Raw genomic sequence first — 16,430 nt, 5'->3', positions numbered from 1 at the left:
TGAGTTTTAAAAAGCAGGTGCCTTGGCACCTGCTTTTTTTATAATCCTAATGTATAAACTAAAAATCTCTCATTCCCATTCTTCTCATAAGCTTCTGGCAACCTAATTTCTTTCTTCAGTTCAAACGCAGTCTGATTTTCTAAGAAGAAAATGTAATCCTCCGAAGGATAGTATAAAATAATATCCACTTCTCTCTCTGCTTCTTCTACCGAACGTAAGATGTTATTTACTACATTCATAAACACTTGTACTGAAAACGGATTAAAGAAATAAAACCGATTATCACGCGGATCAATCTCATATTCCTGTGCTAAACAACATTCAAATTGGATTTTATCTTTACTGTTTCTTACCTTCTTTGCATAACGCTCAAGGTTCTCCATCGCTTCTTTATAAAATTCTTCATTCATTTCAATTCCTACAGCTGAAGCACCGCACTTATGATGCATGTAAAAATTCAATCTCCCTTTTCCACATCCAAAGTCTACAATTCGATCGCCACCTTTAATCTCGTATTGATTCAACAGTTCCTCTAATCCACTATATGGTGTCGGCTCATAACGGTGGTAATGTAAAGATTTATTAAAACCTTTTTGCTCTCCGACAGTTTTTATATGTAATACAGCATCGTAATATTGTTCGTTCATTTGTTTTCTCCTACTAAGAAATTATATTTACTATTATACACCACAGAAAAAGCCTGATTTTTCATCAGGCTTTCAGCAATTGAAATATATCGACTTATCGACAAAACAGGAACTTTCTAGCCCCTGTTTTCTAATACTTTCAACACAGTTTGTTTTAATATCTCTACTCCATCCATGATACAGCTATGATCAAACTTCATATACGGATGGTGTAATCCCGGTTGTAGATTTGCCCCTAGTCCTAGCATAACTGCTTTTAAATGCGGTCTTTTCACTGTATAGTAATGGAAATCATCGCTTCCCGTCGTATACAGAGGTCCCGTACATCCCTCTTCCCCATATACTTCAAGAATACCTTTACGCATAAAGCGTTCAGCTTCTTCTGATACCTCTGCTCCTGGCGCAAGGTCAATCCACTCATAAGAAATTTTGGATCCCATTGATTCAGTAGACGTAATTACGTGCTCAATTTTTTGTTTCAACTCATCTAGTAATATATTATTTTCTGCCCTTACATCTAAACTAAAATGACCGTTTCCTGGAATGATATTTAAATTATCACCACCAGCTTGGCATCTCGTCATCTTAACAGAATGCGATGTTTGCGGTGGTAACCATATATTTTTCAATCCAATATTAATCATTGAAATAACGTCAATTGCGTTTATACCTTGATGTGGGCGTGCTCCATGTGCATCCTCTCCATGAATCGTACCTTCTAAAAAACCCGCTGCTCCGTGACGAATAGATGGTGCCGCTTGTTTCAAAGGCAATTCCTCAATCGGTCTTAAATGAACACCAAATAGGAAATCAGCATCATCCACAGCACCTTTCTCTACCATCTTTAAAGCACCATTTCCTTTTTCTTCAGCCGGCTGAAAAATAAATCTAACCGTACCGCTATCCCATCTCATATTCCTCAATTGTAAAACAAGTCCCATCACAATTGTCATATGAGCATCGTGACCACACGAATGGTTCGCTTTGAACTCTCCGTCCACCTCTTGCCAGAGTGCATCCATATCAGCACGAACCGCGATAACTGGATGGCCGCTTCCGATTTCAGCGATTATGCCTGGACAATCGTCAAATGTTTTATATGAAATTCCTTCTTCTTTTAAAAAGTTAGTAATATAAGCTGTCGTTTCATATTCCTTCCAACTCACTTCAGGGTTTTCATGTAAATGCTGAAAAATTTCCGTTAAACGCTCTTGTAGTTCTAATGTTTTCAACTTCCATTCTCCTTCCTAAATTCGAAGCAGTTTAATCATTTATAAAAAATCCCATTTTGAAGAATATATTGAACATTCACTCAAATGTCAAGAGATTGTCCCTACATTTCTTTTGAAATATAATAAGGTAATTAAGATTATAATTCAGAAAATTCTTTGTATGAATTATTCATCATTAGCTTCAGCCTCTTATTAATATATGTAACTTCAAATCTACAGATACTAAAAAGGACGGGAACTATACAATGAAAATTACAGCTATTCATATTTATGCAATTCGTTTACCGCTTCGCAATCCATTTGTTATTAGTTATGGCTCTTACCCTGATATGCCTTCTATTATCGTCAAAATGGAAACAAATGAAGGTATTGTCGGTTACGGTGAAGGTGTTGCCGATGATCACGTTACAGGTGAATCATGGGAAAGTGCTTTCCATGTTTTAAAACATACGCTAGCTCCTGCTCTTATCGGGCAAAATCCAATGAATATCGAAAAAATACACGATATGATGGACAATACGATTTACGGTGTTCCTACAGCGAAAGCTGCAATTGATATCGCTTGTTTTGATGTAATGGGCAAAAAATTAAACCAACCTGTATATCAATTAATTGGCGGACGATACCATGAAGAATTTCCTGTCACTCACGTCTTAAGTATCGCCGATCCTGAAGATATGGCCGAAGAAGCTGCTTCCATGATTAAAAAAGGTTACCAATCTTTCAAAATGAAAGTCGGTACGAATGTACAAGAAGATGTAAAAAGAATTGAAGCTGTCCGTGAGCGTGTAGGAAATGATATCGCTATTCGCGTTGATGTAAACCAAGGATGGAAAAATAGCGCGAACACATTAACAGCACTTCGTTCATTAGGACATTTAAACATCGACTGGATTGAACAACCTGTTATAGCGGATGATATTGACGCAATGGCTCATATTCGTTCTAAAACAGACCTTCCACTTATGATTGATGAAGGATTAAAAAGCTCTCGTGAAATGCGCCAAATTATTAAATTAGAAGCTGCTGATAAAGTGAATATAAAACTAATGAAATGCGGCGGCATATACCCAGCTGTAAAACTTGCTCATCAAGCGGAAATGGCAGGCATTGAATGCCAAGTTGGATCTATGGTCGAATCATCCGTTGCCTCTTCCGCAGGATTCCATGTCGCTTTCTCAAAAAAAATCATTACTAGCGTCGAACTAACAGGACCATTAAAATTTACGAAAGACATTGGGGACTTACATTACGACGTACCATTTATTCGCTTAAACGAAAAGCCAGGATTAGGCATTGAAATAAACGAAACTACATTACAAGAACTAACCGTCTTTCAAGACGTTGTACGCTAAAGGAGGACTAACGCATGACGGTTCTATACGAAGGAACATTAAAACAAAACAGCGAGCCATTTCACGTTACATTATTAGCTCTAGAACATATCGAACAAATCTTATCACTACAAAACGTTGTAATTGAAGCATTAGAAGATAAAGGTCGTTTACAACCACTCTCGCTAGAAGAGTTTCAGTACATTCTAGAAGGAAACGGCATGATGATCGGAGCCTTTATAGAAAACGAGCTCATCGCATTTCGTGCCCTACTCGTCCCTCCTATTGACGATGAACATTTAGGACTTGATATCGGCCTATCCGAAAGCGAACTACACCGCGTTATCTATCAAGAAATCTCAAATGTTCACCCGAACTGTCGCGGAAATGGCATGCAAAAAATATTAGCGACAGTCATCATGGACAAATTACAAAAAGAAGACAGCAAATACGATTACGTTTGCTGCACCGTTGCACCTTTTAACATTCCTAGTTTAAAGGATAAGTTTGCGCAAGGAATGGAAATTGCTGCGCTGAAGGAGAAATATGGCGGTAGTATGCGGTATGTTTTTGTGAAAGCGTTGCGTATAGATAAAGAAAGCGATTGGACGGATGTTAAGAGTGTTCCGATGAGCGATGCCAGTGAACAGCAGACGTTAATTTCAAAAGATTATCGTGGATACGCAATGGAGAAAATAGACGAAGATTTTGTTGTGAAGTTTGGGCGTTAATTTATATGCAAAAAGAAGAGGATGTCACCTCGTCGAATTCTCTGACTAGGTGACATCCCTTTTTATTCTCTTCTTGGTGAACGATACCATAGTAAATGAAATTATATCAGCGATTTTTTAAATATATCGATTTACCGACAAAGATTGACAATAATAGCAACCTATATGATAAGAGGAAGCCGTTCCAAAAGGTCTTTTCAGACGGCTTCTTCTTCTTTAAGCAATAATATGCACTACTAAACCGTCATCTTCCAACTCGATAACGCTAACCAGTTTTCCATTTCCTTATAATCAGGCATTATCTTCCCGACAAGTCGCCAAAAAGAACGATCATGATTTAAATGAACCATATGACACATTTCATGAACAACTACATAATCAATTACCCGCTGTGGTGCCATTGCTAGCTTCCAATTGAATGTTAGCTGTAGATTTGAATCACAAGTTCCCCACGTACGGCTACTATCTGTAATACGAATGGAACGAGGTTTCGTTTTAAAGTTACTTTGATGCGCTTTAATACTCTTCTCCACTAACGCCTTACACTGCTTATAGTAAAATCGCTTTAAAGCTTGTTGGATTTTCTCATCCTTAAGCTCTTGCACATAAATATGTAGCTTATCCCCTTCAAAAACTGCATTGTCTTGCGTAATACTTGCATCTTGAGAGATCTGTATTGGATACGTATTTCCTAAATACAGAAAGCCCTCTCCTTGATCATAATCCTTTTCCTGTGGTCCAAGCGCTCGTTCCTGCATTTCCTTACGTGTTTTCTGAATCCAATCCCATTTCTCTTCTAACAATTGGACTAAGTATTCAACAGGCGTTCCTTTTGGAGCCTGCACTTCCACATTCCCGTACGAATCTACATAAAGACGCACGGACTTTTTCTTCTTATAAGTTATATGAAAATTAATTGTCTCACCTAAATATGTATGTACCATTTCATCACCTAACGTATTCGTTCATAATTATTTTTACAAATAAAAAAGAGTAGGATACAAACAACCTACTCTACCTATTATATCATTTACTGTTTTAACATAAATGTTACAATGCTTATCCTCTATATTTTACAGCTAGTCCCTTGATGAAATTCCTTGCATATCTATCGCCGCACTCTTTGTAATTTTTATGGCCTTTTTTTCTTAATAGAGCGCCTAACTCTCCTTTTGTCACCTTAACTCCTACGCTGTCTAATATATCAAGCACATCTTCAGTCGTTAATGATAGTGCTATTTTCATTTTCTTTAGAAGAAGATTATTGGCACTTTCATTGCTTTGTACAGGTGCCGGTTGTCCTGGTTTCGGATCTTGCTTTCCTCTTTTTAAAGTAATAAAGCCATTTAAAAATGACTCTAACATCATCATATCGCATGTTAATACGTACTCATCTTCGACCACATCAGCATTTTCAGCCTCATGTTGAGGACTTCTCTTTATTTTTGTAAGCATATCAACTACTTCTTCTTTCGTTACTTCCTTGCCACCAAGTTTAAAGATTTCAACCATATCTATATCTTTTATATCCATAGCATATCTTACTCTTTTTAATATATCGTTATTACTCATTGCCATTGTTTTTCCTCCTGAAATGTTGATTATAGTAATGCTTTTAGCATGTGTAAATTAATGTCGTTAAGTTACTACTTTAACATTTTAGAGGTAGGTTTTGTAGTCTTAGGTGGATTAATGCTTTTGGAGGTATACAAAATCCCAAGAAGCCCTTGAATTGTGGAAAAATTCGTTTTTTAAATTCATCATTTTCACTTTCATTACGCCTATAAATCTGTTCTATATTTGTTAAACCTGAATGTGTGCTTATAAGCACCTTTTTTACCTAAACTGTTTCGGAATTAACATGCTATTTATTATTAATTACTCACTATATAAAAGGTAGGCACTCTATAACATATGTCTACCTTTTATATGAGAATTTATTAATACAATAAATCTCTCTTCCCACCTATAGTTAACCCTTCCAAACTTTAAGATTTTCTTTTCAACATTAAAAACAATAAATCTCTCGCACAAATCATTTTCAAAGTAAATAACCCTTGATTATACATATCATTTTCATTTATAAATTTCTCTAATTCTCTTTTGCGCTTTGGTATAGCCACTAATTTACCTATTTCTAATTCTTTATCCTGACCAGGTAAATCTTTAATAGATTCTTCAAATAAAGTATTTAATCTAACAGAAGCTGTTATTCCAATTTCAAAGTAATTTTTCTCCAAGAAAACATCAAAAAATCTATAATCAGCTTCAAACTTATCCCAATGACTAGAGGATATCCCCAATTCCTCGTAGACTCCTCGCTCTAGTGCTTTCTTCAAAGATACCTCATACGAATTATAATCTGTTCGGGATATCCCTTCCATAACCGTAGAGTTATATTTATAAGCATTTTCAGAATACGCAGTTCCTTGGGCACGTTTGCTAAAAATAATACTTTCCCCATCTTTAGAATCGCTTATAACAAAGGCATTAATACCCAATGAAGTTGTAAAGAAATTATATTTTTTCAAGCCTTCTTTAATATTTTCTTGGTCTAAATCTAAAATCATATCTCCACGCTCTTTTAATTCACGATAAATTGATCTAACAACCCGATGAGTAAAATAATCAGTATGAAACAACTCCATTTTCACTTCTGGTACTTCCTCATAGCCCTTTCGTTGATCTGTGTTCATATTATAAACTCCAAATTTAGGTCTATTAAACAAGCATCCTTCTCCTTGATTAACAAACTGTCGTGCAACAATATCCTTATGTTTCTCAATAAGAGCATTCAAATCAGAAATTCCAGTCTGTTTTATAACATCTTCAAACATCTTTGATCCGTCAAATGAGCAATCTTCATGTATATCGAACTTTTCATCGTGTTTTAAAACCTGATTTAACAATTTTTTTGGAAATCCAATATATAAACACCTTTTACCAACATTAATCTTTATATCATTATTCCCATAGTAAGGATTCGCACTACTTATCTTTAAAATATTTAAATCCTCTATTCCAGCCAAATTTTTTAATTTTAATTTTACTCTTAATCTTTTATAGTAATGACATATCTTTTTATACATAGCTGGAATCATTATTCCTAAGACTGCCCCTAAAAATAACGTTATTAAATCCCAATACACACCTAATTGTTCTTTAAGTTCTGACAAATGATACATTATCCACCTCTATTTATAAAATATTATTTCTTAATATCTTATCATAACAATAAACTTAAAAGTAACAGAATGGTTTCAATAAATACAACTCGGATTAATTCTAAATTCCCTCTTCAATGTACCTAAAAACGAAAAGGTAAGGCACCAATAACGATGCCTTACCTTTTGATTATATTCTTTAGCTATTTATCTCAAGCCAAGCCACACCTGCAGAGTGTATTTATCAAAACAAGGGGTTGGTCCCTTTATTACACCGTCTCACTATCCCCAACCACATCAACACTCGCTTCAAATTTATCAAGCAATGCACGCACTTCATCTGTTGATTTCGTGCTCATCAATTGATTTCTTAATTCAGCAGCTCCAGGGAATCCTTTTACATAAATTTTGAAAAAGCGATGAAGCCCTGTGATTGAACGTGGTAGTACTTCTGCATATTGATCTTGAAGATCAAGCTGTAGTCTTAAAAGATCAAGGTGTTCTTTACTACTATGCTCTCTTGGCCCTTTTTCAAAAGCAAACGGATTTTTAAAGATACCTCGTCCGATCATAACGCCATCAATACCATATTTTTCAGCAAGTTCCATCCCAGTTTGACGGTCAGGGATGTCTCCATTGATTGTTAGTAGCGTATTTGGTGCGATACGGTCACGTAATTTTTTGATCTCCGGAATTAGCTCCCAATGCGCATCTACTTGGCTCATTTCTTCTCTTGTACGTAAATGAATAGAAAGGTTTGCAATATCTTGTTTGAAAATATGCGTTAACCAATCCTCCCACTCATTTAACTCTTTAAAGCCAAGTCTTGTTTTTACGCTGACAGGCAGTCCACCCGCTTTTGCTGCTTGAATAAGTTCTGCCGCAACATCTGGACGTAGAATAAGGCCACTACCTTTTCCTCTCGATGCCACATTCGGTACTGGGCAGCCCATATTAATATCGATGCCTTTAAATCCTAGCTCCGCCATACCAATACTCATTTGACGGAAATATTCGGGATTGTCTCCCCAAATATGTGCCACCATCGGCTGTTCATCTTCTGTAAAAATTAAACGGCCACGCACACTTTTCATACCCTCTGGATGACAATAGCTGTCCGAGTTTGTAAACTCTGTGAAAAATACATCCGGTCGACCGGCTTCACTTACTACGTGACGAAAAACAACATCTGTCACATCTTCCATTGGTGCAAGTACAAAAAATGGTCGTGGTAAATCACGCCAAAAATTATCTATCATTTCAAACTCAAATCCTCTCACTATGAATACAACTTCAAACTCTCAATTTTAAAATATAAATCCAAATAACACCGGTACATTTGGACATTTATAATTTGTGAAAATCAGCAATATTTATTTTAACTAAAATCGTTGCTGAATGGTATTTTTATAAAGTGAAACTTTAATCAGTGGGGGTTTTCTTCATCCCCCACTGATTATTAGTTGAACCAATCGGGCTTTTACGGGCAGTTGATCCCCACCTAACTTCTTTGCTTTCGCTGAATTTTGAGATAGGGGTCTTACTGCCCGCAAATAGCGGGATAAACCAAAAAGCAGATGGTATAGATTTTTTCTATATCAACTGCTTTTCTATTATACCAACTTAAGCCAAGCCACACACTCTACATGAGTAGTATGCGGGAACATATCAACGGGTTGTACTTCCTGCGTTTTATATCCGCCTTCTTCTAATACTTTTAAGTCACGTGCTAATGTTGCTGGGTTACATGATACGTATACGACGCGTTTTGGCTTCATGTCGATGATTGTGTTTAGTAATGCTTCGTCACAGCCTTTACGCGGTGGATCAACGACCATTGTGTCGGCGATTACGCCTTCTTTGTACCATTTTGGAATGACTACTTCTGCTTCTCCTACACCGAATTCAGCGTTTGTCATGTTGTTTAGTGCTGCATTTCTGTTTGCATCTTCAATTGCTTCTGGAACAATTTCAACACCGTATACTTTTTTCGCTTTTTGCGCTAGGAATAAGGAGATTGATCCGATTCCGCAATATGCATCGATTACTGTTTCGTTACCATTTAATTTTGCGTATTCTAACGTTTTATCGTATAGTACTTTCGTTTGTTCTGGGTTTACTTGATAGAATGAACGTGCTGAAATCGCAAATTTAATGTCACCGATAAAGTCATAAATATATTCTGATCCATACAATACTGTTGTTGTATCTCCGAAGATAACGTTTGTACGTTTCGTGTTGACGTTTTGAACGATTGACTTTACTTCTGGGAATTTCGCTGCAATTTCTTCAATGATTGCTTTTTTATTTGGTAATTCCGCTGTACGTGTAATGAAGACAAGCATAATTTCCCCTGTTACTTGTCCGTAACGAGCCATTACGTGGCGAAGCGTTCCTTTGTTACGCTCTTCGTTGTACGCCGAGATACCGTGCTTTTCACAAATACGTTTTACTTCTTGAATAAGTGTATCGTTTTCTTCTGCCTGAATTAAGCATGATTCCATATTAATGATGTCATGCGTTCCTTGACGATAGAAACCAGCTACAAGTCCACCTTCACGTTCTCCAATCGGTACTTGTGCTTTATTGCGGTATACCCACGGATTCTTCATGCCAAGTACAGGATGAACAGGAACATCGCTTAATCCACCGATGCGCTGCATAACGTCACGTACTTGTTTTTCTTTCGCTTTTAACTGTCCTTCATATGTTAAGTGCTGAAGCTGACAACCGCCGCACTGGCTGTATACTGGGCATTCTGCATCTTTACGATATGGGCTCTCCGTATGAAGCTTCATTAAACGACCGAATGCAAAGTTTTTCTTCACTTTAATAATTTTAATTTGTGCCTCTTCACCTGGTAATCCGTTTTTAACGAAAATAGGATATCCTTTCACTTTCGCAACACCGGCACCATCATGTGTTAAATCTTCAAACACTACATCTATAAACTCGTTTTTTTCAACTGGTGGCGTCATTTTTGTACTCATTTTCCGACCTCTCTTTTTCATAACACTGCGTTACATTTTATCATACTTATATGGTCTATTTCTATTGGAAGAAAAAAAGCTATTGACGATAGTTCTCTAGTAATGTTACGCTACTACTAATTTAATACGGACGATGTTACCTCATATATACTTGATAATATGGATCGAGAGTTTCTACCCGGCAACCTTAAATTGCTGGACTATGGGGAAAACTAATGAATATTAGCCTATGTATAAAAAGACTCATATTGATTAGCTTTCTCTCATAGATGAAAGTGAATCCATATGGGTCTTTTTTTATTTTTATTTTTCAAAAAGGTCAGACATCTTACGTATGACATAAAACCTCTTCATTTTATTTTTAGTAATATAACGAGCGTTTTATGTACAAACTTTATACGAACTTCTGAAAGGAGCAACTACATGCAATATGTAATGAGCATTATCGGCATTCTTGTCGTTTTAGGTTTATGTTTTGCTTTGTCAAACAACAAAAGTAAAATCAACTTCCGTGCAATTGCTATTATGATTGGTTTTCAAATTTTAATCGGTTGGTTTATGTTTGGCACAAAGATTGGTCAACAAATCATTATTTTCATTGGTAAAGTTTTCAACAAACTAATAAAACTTGGTACGACAGGTGTCGATTTTCTCTTTAATGGAATTCAAAGGGATTTTGTCTTTTTCTTAAACGTATTATTAATTATCGTATTTTTCTCAGCACTACTTTCTATCTTTAGTTATTTAGGTGTTTTACCATTCATCGTTCGCGTTGTCGGCGGTGCAATTTCAAAAATTACTGGTTTACCACGCGTTGAATCATTCCACGCAGTAAACTCTGTATTCTTCGGTTCAAGTGAAGCGTTAATCGTTATTAAAAACGATTTACAGCATTTTAATAAAAACCGTATGTTTATCATTTGTTGTTCTGCAATGAGCTCGGTTTCTGCTTCTGTTACAGCATCATACGTAATGATGTTAGATGCGAAATATGTACTAGCAGCTCTTCCGCTAAACTTGTTCTCAAGCTTAATCGTTTGTTCGTTATTAACACCAGTTGATACGAAAAAAGAAGATGAAGTAATTCAAAAATTTGATAGAACTCTATTCGGAGACAGCTTTATCGGTGCAATGATTAACGGTGCGCTCGACGGTTTAAAAGTAGCTGGTATCGTTGCCGCATTAATGATCGCCTTTATCGGTGTTATGGAAGTTGTAAACTACGTAATCAGCGCAGCTTCAGGTGCAATGGGACATGCTGTTACGTTACAACAAATCTTCGGTTATATACTTGCTCCATTCGCATTCTTAATGGGTATCCCAACTCACGATATTATCCCAGCTGGTGGTATTATGGGTACGAAGATTGTCTTAAATGAATTCGTAGCAATCCTTGATTTAAAAGGTGCTGCTGCAACATTATCTCCACGTACAGTTGGAATCGTTACCGTATTCTTAATTAGCTTCGCAAGTATTAGCCAAATTGGTGCAATCGTTGGTACAATCCGTGCCCTTTCTGAAAAACAAGGAAGCGTCGTATCTCAGTTTGGTTGGAAAATGCTATTTGCATCAACACTTGCTTCTATTTTATCTGCGACAATCGCTGGATTGTTTATTTAATAAAAAATCACCTTCGCTTAAACAGCAAGGTGATTTTTTCAATTTCTTTAAGAAACTGAGTGGAATTCTACTATTTCTTCTGTGTTTATAATTTTCTCTTTATATATACCTTTTATCGTTATGTATATAATAGATTTATTCGTATTAACTAATCTACCCAATGAAAATCGATAAATTAGACCATCCTTTTTTAAGACCCATTGCTTTCCATTCCAAGGGTTAATTAACTTTTGTCCATCTGATGCCTGTATCTCACCGTCATATTCACATTCCCCAAAAGCCGTCTTAATTACATTCTTCTCCGTATCAATACTTATGTCTTTAACTAATTTCAATTTTTCATCAGAACGAATCTGAATTTCATGACCTTTTTTCTTAAAAAAGATCTTCCCATCACTTGTGTTTACATACTTCGCCTTATTCATCTCATCTATCATAAAATCATATTCTTCTTTTGTAATCCCAAAGTTTTCATGATAAGGTAAATTTCCGTTTGGCATCATTTCTTCTACATATTTAAAATACCAATCTAAATTATTCGCAAGACTATTACGTGTTTTATTAGTAATCCTCTCTAATTTTTCTTTTACCTCATGAGGCAACTCTAATGTCATAATATCCGCCGTAACTTCAGCATTCATAAGATGCGACGGAATATACTCCTCCACACTATTCGCTTTACTCACTTCACTTTGGCACCCTACTATGAATAGCATTATAAAAAGAATATATACTAATTTTCTATACTTCATTTCTGTTCCCCACTCCGTGCATCATTCTTACTTAAATTTATAGCGGCTTTTATTATAGTCTAAAATCCAGATATTTTAATAAAAACTACCACCATATGCAATATTGCATATTAATAAACCTTTCTCTTACTTTAAAATTAGCTTAAAACATTTACCAAAATATACAAATTGCAAACATCAAATGTTATAATTTGTAAAAACATATTGGAGGACTTTATGAAAATTCACGCCCTTTTCGATTTTTTACATTTACTAGTCTTGAGCATGAAAAGTTATTATGTATGGGGAATGCCTATCTATGTCTTCATTATTCCTCTTATTTTTGTAGTCGGTTATATTATTATCAATTCTAATAAGAAGCGAAAGAATACATCTATTCAAAGTCACTAATCTATCGCTCTAATAGCTCCTCCTAAAAATCATATTCCCCTCATTTTCTTCAAATGATATGATGAACAAGGGTATATCCCCACCACTCTTATAGCGGTGGGGATTTTAATGTAAGCATGCAACATAATACACAATAGAAGGTGATTTTATGAGAAAATACGCAGCAATTGCTTTATGTACGTCTGCCATTCTAACAGGCTGTAACACGAATAATGCTAGCCAAGAACCTGCAAAAGAGAAAAAAGTACAAGAAGTAAAAAAACAGGAAGAGACTGTACAATCACAAGGTAAAATTTCTTATAATCCAATTACGCACGAATCTACAAACACAAATATTCATATTACAGATATAAAAGATGCTTTAACCGAAGTACAATATAAAATTTGGCGTACTGCTGATGGAAAAGAAAATACTAAATCTTTTTCTTCTAAAGAAAAGGATCAGCAATTTACACTTCCCTTTGATATAAAAGAATTTGAAGGAAAACGCGGTGAATATCAAATTGAAGCAATAGGGATAAAAGAAGATGGGAAAACTATTCCACTTACAAAATCTACTATAACTCTCGAGCAAAAGGTTCCTGTTCTTATGTATCATGCAATTGATGATTACCACGGGCAAGGCATTAAAGACTTATTCGTATCGCCAGCTAACTTTGAAGCACAAATGAAGTATTTAAAAGAAAACGGTTATACATTGTTAACATTTGAACGCTGGGGCGATATAAATAAAGTAAACAAGCCGATTTTCGTTACATTTGATGACGGTATGAAAAATAATATGAATGCATTTCGCATTTTACAAAAGCTAAAAGACGATACATTTAAACCAGCAGCAACAGAATATATGATTGTTGATAACGTTGATGTAGAAGGCGCTCTTTCTACATCTGAAATAAAAGAAATGGTTGATTCCGGCATTTTCTCTGTACAATCTCACACAGCAACACATGCAGACTTACCGAAAATTACAAACTATGAAGAAGAGTTAAAAGGCTCAAAAGAAAAGCTAGAGAAAATAACAGGTAAACCTGTTATCGCACTCGCTTATCCATTCGGTCATGTAGATGATAAAGTTGTCGCAGAAACAAAAAAATACTATCAATTTGCAACGACAACGAAGCCTGGACAATTCATTACAAAAGGTGAACCGGATGAGTTGTTAAAAATGAAGCGCGTTCGTATACACCATACAACTACAGTTGAACAATTCGCTTCTTCAATTAAGTAAACGTGGAGCTCAATACATTTTGAGCTCTCTTTTTACGTTATATTTATATATATTTTTTGAATTTTCTTGTATTATATATAGTAAGAAATCTTTCAAACTAAAGGAGATTATACATATGTCATTTGAACAAACGTTAGAGAAATATGCTGCCCTTGCAGTCAATGTTGGTGTTAATATTCAGCCAGGACAAACTTTATCAATTAGCGCACCTCTAGAAGCTGTACAATTTGTGCGCCTCGTTACAGAAAAAGCATATAAATCTGGTGCAAAACACGTATATGTTGATTGGAATGATGAGACGTTAACACGCTTAAAGTTCGATCTAGCTCCTGAAGAAGCTTTCTCTGAATTCCCTTCTTGGAAAGCACATGCTCGTGAAGAATTAGCAAAAGAAGGTGCTGCATTTATGTCTATTTATGCAGAAAACCCTGATTTATTAAAAGGCGTAGAACCAACGCGCATCGCAACTGCTCATAAAGTAGCTGGAGAAGCAATGAAAGTATACCGTGATTACGTACAAGCGGATAAAGTAAGCTGGTGTGTAATTTCTGTTCCTACGAAAGAATGGGCTGCGAAAGTATTCCCTGATGTAGCACCAGAGGAACAAGAGGCAAAACTATGGGATGCTATCTTTAAAGCTACTCGTGCTGATTTAGAGAATCCTGTGGAAGCATGGAAAGAGCATGACGAAACGCTACATACAAAAGTAGATTACTTAAACGAAAAACATTATAAAGCTCTTCACTATACAGGTCCTGGAACAGATTTAACGATCGAACTTCCAGAGAAACATGTATGGGCTGGTGCTGGTAGCTTAAATGAAAAGAACGTACCATTTATGGCTAACATTCCAACTGAAGAAGTATTTACAATGCCACTTAAAACAGGTGTAAACGGTCAAGTGTCTAGCACAAAACCATTAGCGTTTGCAGGTAATATTATCGATAACTTTACGTTAACATTTGAAAATGGACGTATCGTAGACTATAAAGCTGAAGCTGGCCAGGAAGCTTTAAAACATTTAGTAGAAACAGATGAAGGTTCTCACTTCTTAGGCGAGGTAGCTTTAGTACCTCATGATTCACCAATTTCAAACACAAATATTTTATTCTACAATACGCTATTTGACGAAAACGCATCTTGCCACCTTGCAATCGGAAATGCTTATGCATTTAACTTAGTTGGCGGAAAAACAATGTCTAAAGAAGAACTTGCTGAAAATGGTGCAAACGCTAGTATTACACACGAAGACTTCATGATTGGCTCAGCTGAGCTTGATATTGACGGTATTACAGCTGATGGAAGACATGAGCCTATCTTCCGTAAAGGTAACTGGGCATTTTAAATTAACCAAACTAAAAAACACATTGGATGATCCAATGTGTTTTTTAGTTGTTCGGCTTCAATTCAAATTTTATCGTTCTATTCTCATGTGTAAACTCAGGCCTATACGTAGCAATATACGTAGTTTCTTTATTTACATCAAATAGCATGATGTCTTGGATTTTTTCATCTGGTGCTACCTTTTTACTAATGAAGCTATCATATTTATATTCTTTAAATTTTGTACCTTTCTTATCTGTAATCTCAAATTCGTAAAATGCAAAAGGTATTTCCTTTTTACTATTATTTTTCACTGTGAAAACAATCCCTAAAATATCATCTTTCTTTTTATCTATAGTGTAATCTGGATATCCTAATTGAACTGAATCGAGAGTTACTTGCAAACCATCTACATCTACTGTCTCACCTATTTTATAAATTTTTTCTTGAACGTTCTCTTGTTTACTTTCATTACTATTTTTAGTGTCCGCACAAGCACTTAAACTAAAAGCTATACCACAAATTAAAACAATTTGACTCACCTTTTTTAACATACTCTTTCCTCCACATAAGACAACATTTCATATGTATCATAACAAAACCCTCGGCTTCCCCTTGTCATATTTTGTCATATAAAATATTAAACAAAAGAAAAAGGCCATCTTTTACAAAAGATAGCCTTTCATGATGCCGATGACACTTTAAGTCCAATTACTCCTAAAACAATAAAGAGAATACAAAACGCTTGGAATAAGCTAATATGCTCTTTAAAGAAGTACACACTAATAATTGTAATAAGGAGCGTTCCTACACCAGACCAAATTGCATAAGCAATACTTAAATGAATCTTTTTAACAACGATGGCAAACACGCTGAAACAAATACCATAGAATACGAAAATAAGTACACTTGGAACGAGCTTTGTTAAGCCGTTCGATAATTTCATCGCAATTGTTCCAGCTACTTCAAAAATAATTGTTACAAGTAATAATAGCCAATATACCATACTAGAATCT

General features: G+C 35.5%; 15 protein-coding genes and 1 riboswitch. Of the genes, 5 read left to right on the top strand and 10 right to left on the bottom strand.

All coding sequences use genetic code 11. The annotated features are described in order from the left end of the window. Positions 1 to 38 precede the first annotated feature (38 nt). Both MR109_RS21260 and MR109_RS21255 read right to left on the bottom strand, forming a co-directional pair. The gene (locus tag MR109_RS21260; RefSeq protein ID WP_178941173.1) at positions 39 to 647 is read right to left on the bottom strand and encodes an SAM-dependent methyltransferase; all 609 of its coding nucleotides are present in this window, start codon (positions 645 to 647) and stop codon (positions 39 to 41) included. 116 nt (positions 648 to 763) lie between these two features. Then, the gene (locus MR109_RS21255) at positions 764 to 1,879 is read right to left on the bottom strand and encodes a M20 peptidase aminoacylase family protein (protein WP_002174649.1); all 1,116 of its coding nucleotides are present in this window, start codon (positions 1,877 to 1,879) and stop codon (positions 764 to 766) included. Positions 1,880 to 2,124: 245 nt separating this feature from the next. Here MR109_RS21255 and MR109_RS21250 point away from each other — a divergent pair, with 245 nt between their 5' ends. After that, entirely contained in the window at positions 2,125 to 3,234 is a 1,110-nt protein-coding gene (locus tag MR109_RS21250) for a mandelate racemase/muconate lactonizing enzyme family protein (RefSeq protein WP_242273781.1), read from the top strand. A gap of 14 nt (positions 3,235 to 3,248) precedes the next feature. Further along, positions 3,249 to 3,944 carry an N-acetyltransferase gene (locus MR109_RS21245; RefSeq protein WP_098475672.1) on the top strand — a complete coding sequence of 232 codons (696 nt, stop codon included), beginning with the start codon at positions 3,249 to 3,251 and terminating at the stop codon, positions 3,942 to 3,944. Positions 3,945 to 4,180: 236 nt separating this feature from the next. Here the strand turns inward: MR109_RS21245 and MR109_RS21240 are convergent, their stop codons facing one another. The 5 genes from MR109_RS21240 to rlmD form a co-directional block, all read right to left on the bottom strand. Continuing rightward, positions 4,181 to 4,888 (bottom strand): M48 family metallopeptidase, encoded by a 708-nt coding sequence (locus tag MR109_RS21240; RefSeq protein WP_242273780.1) that lies wholly within the window; start codon positions 4,886 to 4,888, stop codon positions 4,181 to 4,183. A gap of 115 nt (positions 4,889 to 5,003) precedes the next feature. Further along, positions 5,004 to 5,522 carry a YehS family protein gene (locus tag MR109_RS21235; RefSeq protein WP_242273779.1) on the bottom strand — a complete coding sequence of 173 codons (519 nt, stop codon included), beginning with the start codon at positions 5,520 to 5,522 and terminating at the stop codon, positions 5,004 to 5,006. A 410-nt stretch (positions 5,523 to 5,932) separates the two neighbouring features. After that, positions 5,933 to 7,120: a hypothetical protein gene (locus tag MR109_RS21230; RefSeq protein ID WP_242273778.1), complete on the bottom strand. Its 1,188-nt coding sequence runs from the start codon at positions 7,118 to 7,120 to the stop codon at positions 5,933 to 5,935. 257 nt (positions 7,121 to 7,377) lie between these two features. Further along, the gene (locus tag MR109_RS21225; RefSeq protein WP_242273777.1) at positions 7,378 to 8,367 is read right to left on the bottom strand and encodes a tRNA dihydrouridine synthase; all 990 of its coding nucleotides are present in this window, start codon (positions 8,365 to 8,367) and stop codon (positions 7,378 to 7,380) included. A 354-nt stretch (positions 8,368 to 8,721) separates the two neighbouring features. Beyond that, positions 8,722 to 10,098, bottom strand: coding sequence for a 23S rRNA (uracil(1939)-C(5))-methyltransferase RlmD (gene rlmD / locus MR109_RS21220; protein ID WP_178941168.1), 1,377 nt, complete (start codon positions 10,096 to 10,098; stop codon positions 8,722 to 8,724). A 121-nt stretch (positions 10,099 to 10,219) separates the two neighbouring features. Beyond that, positions 10,220 to 10,321: riboswitch (purine riboswitch) on the top strand. A 200-nt stretch (positions 10,322 to 10,521) separates the two neighbouring features. Between rlmD and MR109_RS21215 the strand changes: the two genes are divergently transcribed. Next, positions 10,522 to 11,718, top strand: a complete 1,197-nt coding sequence (locus MR109_RS21215) for a NupC/NupG family nucleoside CNT transporter (RefSeq protein WP_025151280.1) — start codon at positions 10,522 to 10,524, stop codon at positions 11,716 to 11,718. A 47-nt stretch (positions 11,719 to 11,765) separates the two neighbouring features. Here MR109_RS21215 and MR109_RS21210 read toward each other — a convergent pair whose 3' ends face one another. Then, entirely contained in the window at positions 11,766 to 12,470 is a 705-nt protein-coding gene (locus MR109_RS21210; protein WP_098475667.1) for a hypothetical protein, read from the bottom strand. 538 nt (positions 12,471 to 13,008) lie between these two features. Here MR109_RS21210 and MR109_RS21205 point away from each other — a divergent pair. Further along, a complete protein-coding gene (locus MR109_RS21205) occupies positions 13,009 to 14,091 on the top strand; it encodes a polysaccharide deacetylase family protein (RefSeq protein WP_242273776.1) in 1,083 nt (360 codons plus the stop codon). A 115-nt stretch (positions 14,092 to 14,206) separates the two neighbouring features. Then, positions 14,207 to 15,436 carry an aminopeptidase gene (locus MR109_RS21200; RefSeq protein WP_098475665.1) on the top strand — a complete coding sequence of 410 codons (1,230 nt, stop codon included), beginning with the start codon at positions 14,207 to 14,209 and terminating at the stop codon, positions 15,434 to 15,436. A 43-nt stretch (positions 15,437 to 15,479) separates the two neighbouring features. Here the strand turns inward: MR109_RS21200 and MR109_RS21195 are convergent, their stop codons facing one another. Further along, positions 15,480 to 15,968: a DUF4352 domain-containing protein gene (locus MR109_RS21195; RefSeq protein WP_025151284.1), complete on the bottom strand. Its 489-nt coding sequence runs from the start codon at positions 15,966 to 15,968 to the stop codon at positions 15,480 to 15,482. A 128-nt stretch (positions 15,969 to 16,096) separates the two neighbouring features. Beyond that, entirely contained in the window at positions 16,097 to 16,420 is a 324-nt protein-coding gene (locus tag MR109_RS21190; protein ID WP_000263262.1) for a DMT family transporter, read from the bottom strand. Between the last annotated feature and the right edge of the window lie 10 nt (positions 16,421 to 16,430).

Origin of the sequence: Bacillus cereus group sp. BfR-BA-01310 (assembly GCF_022664325.1) — a bacterium.
Classification (GTDB): Bacteria; Bacillota; Bacilli; order Bacillales; family Bacillaceae_G; genus Bacillus_A; species Bacillus_A paramycoides.
This window is presented reverse-complemented; position numbering and strand designations above follow the sequence as displayed.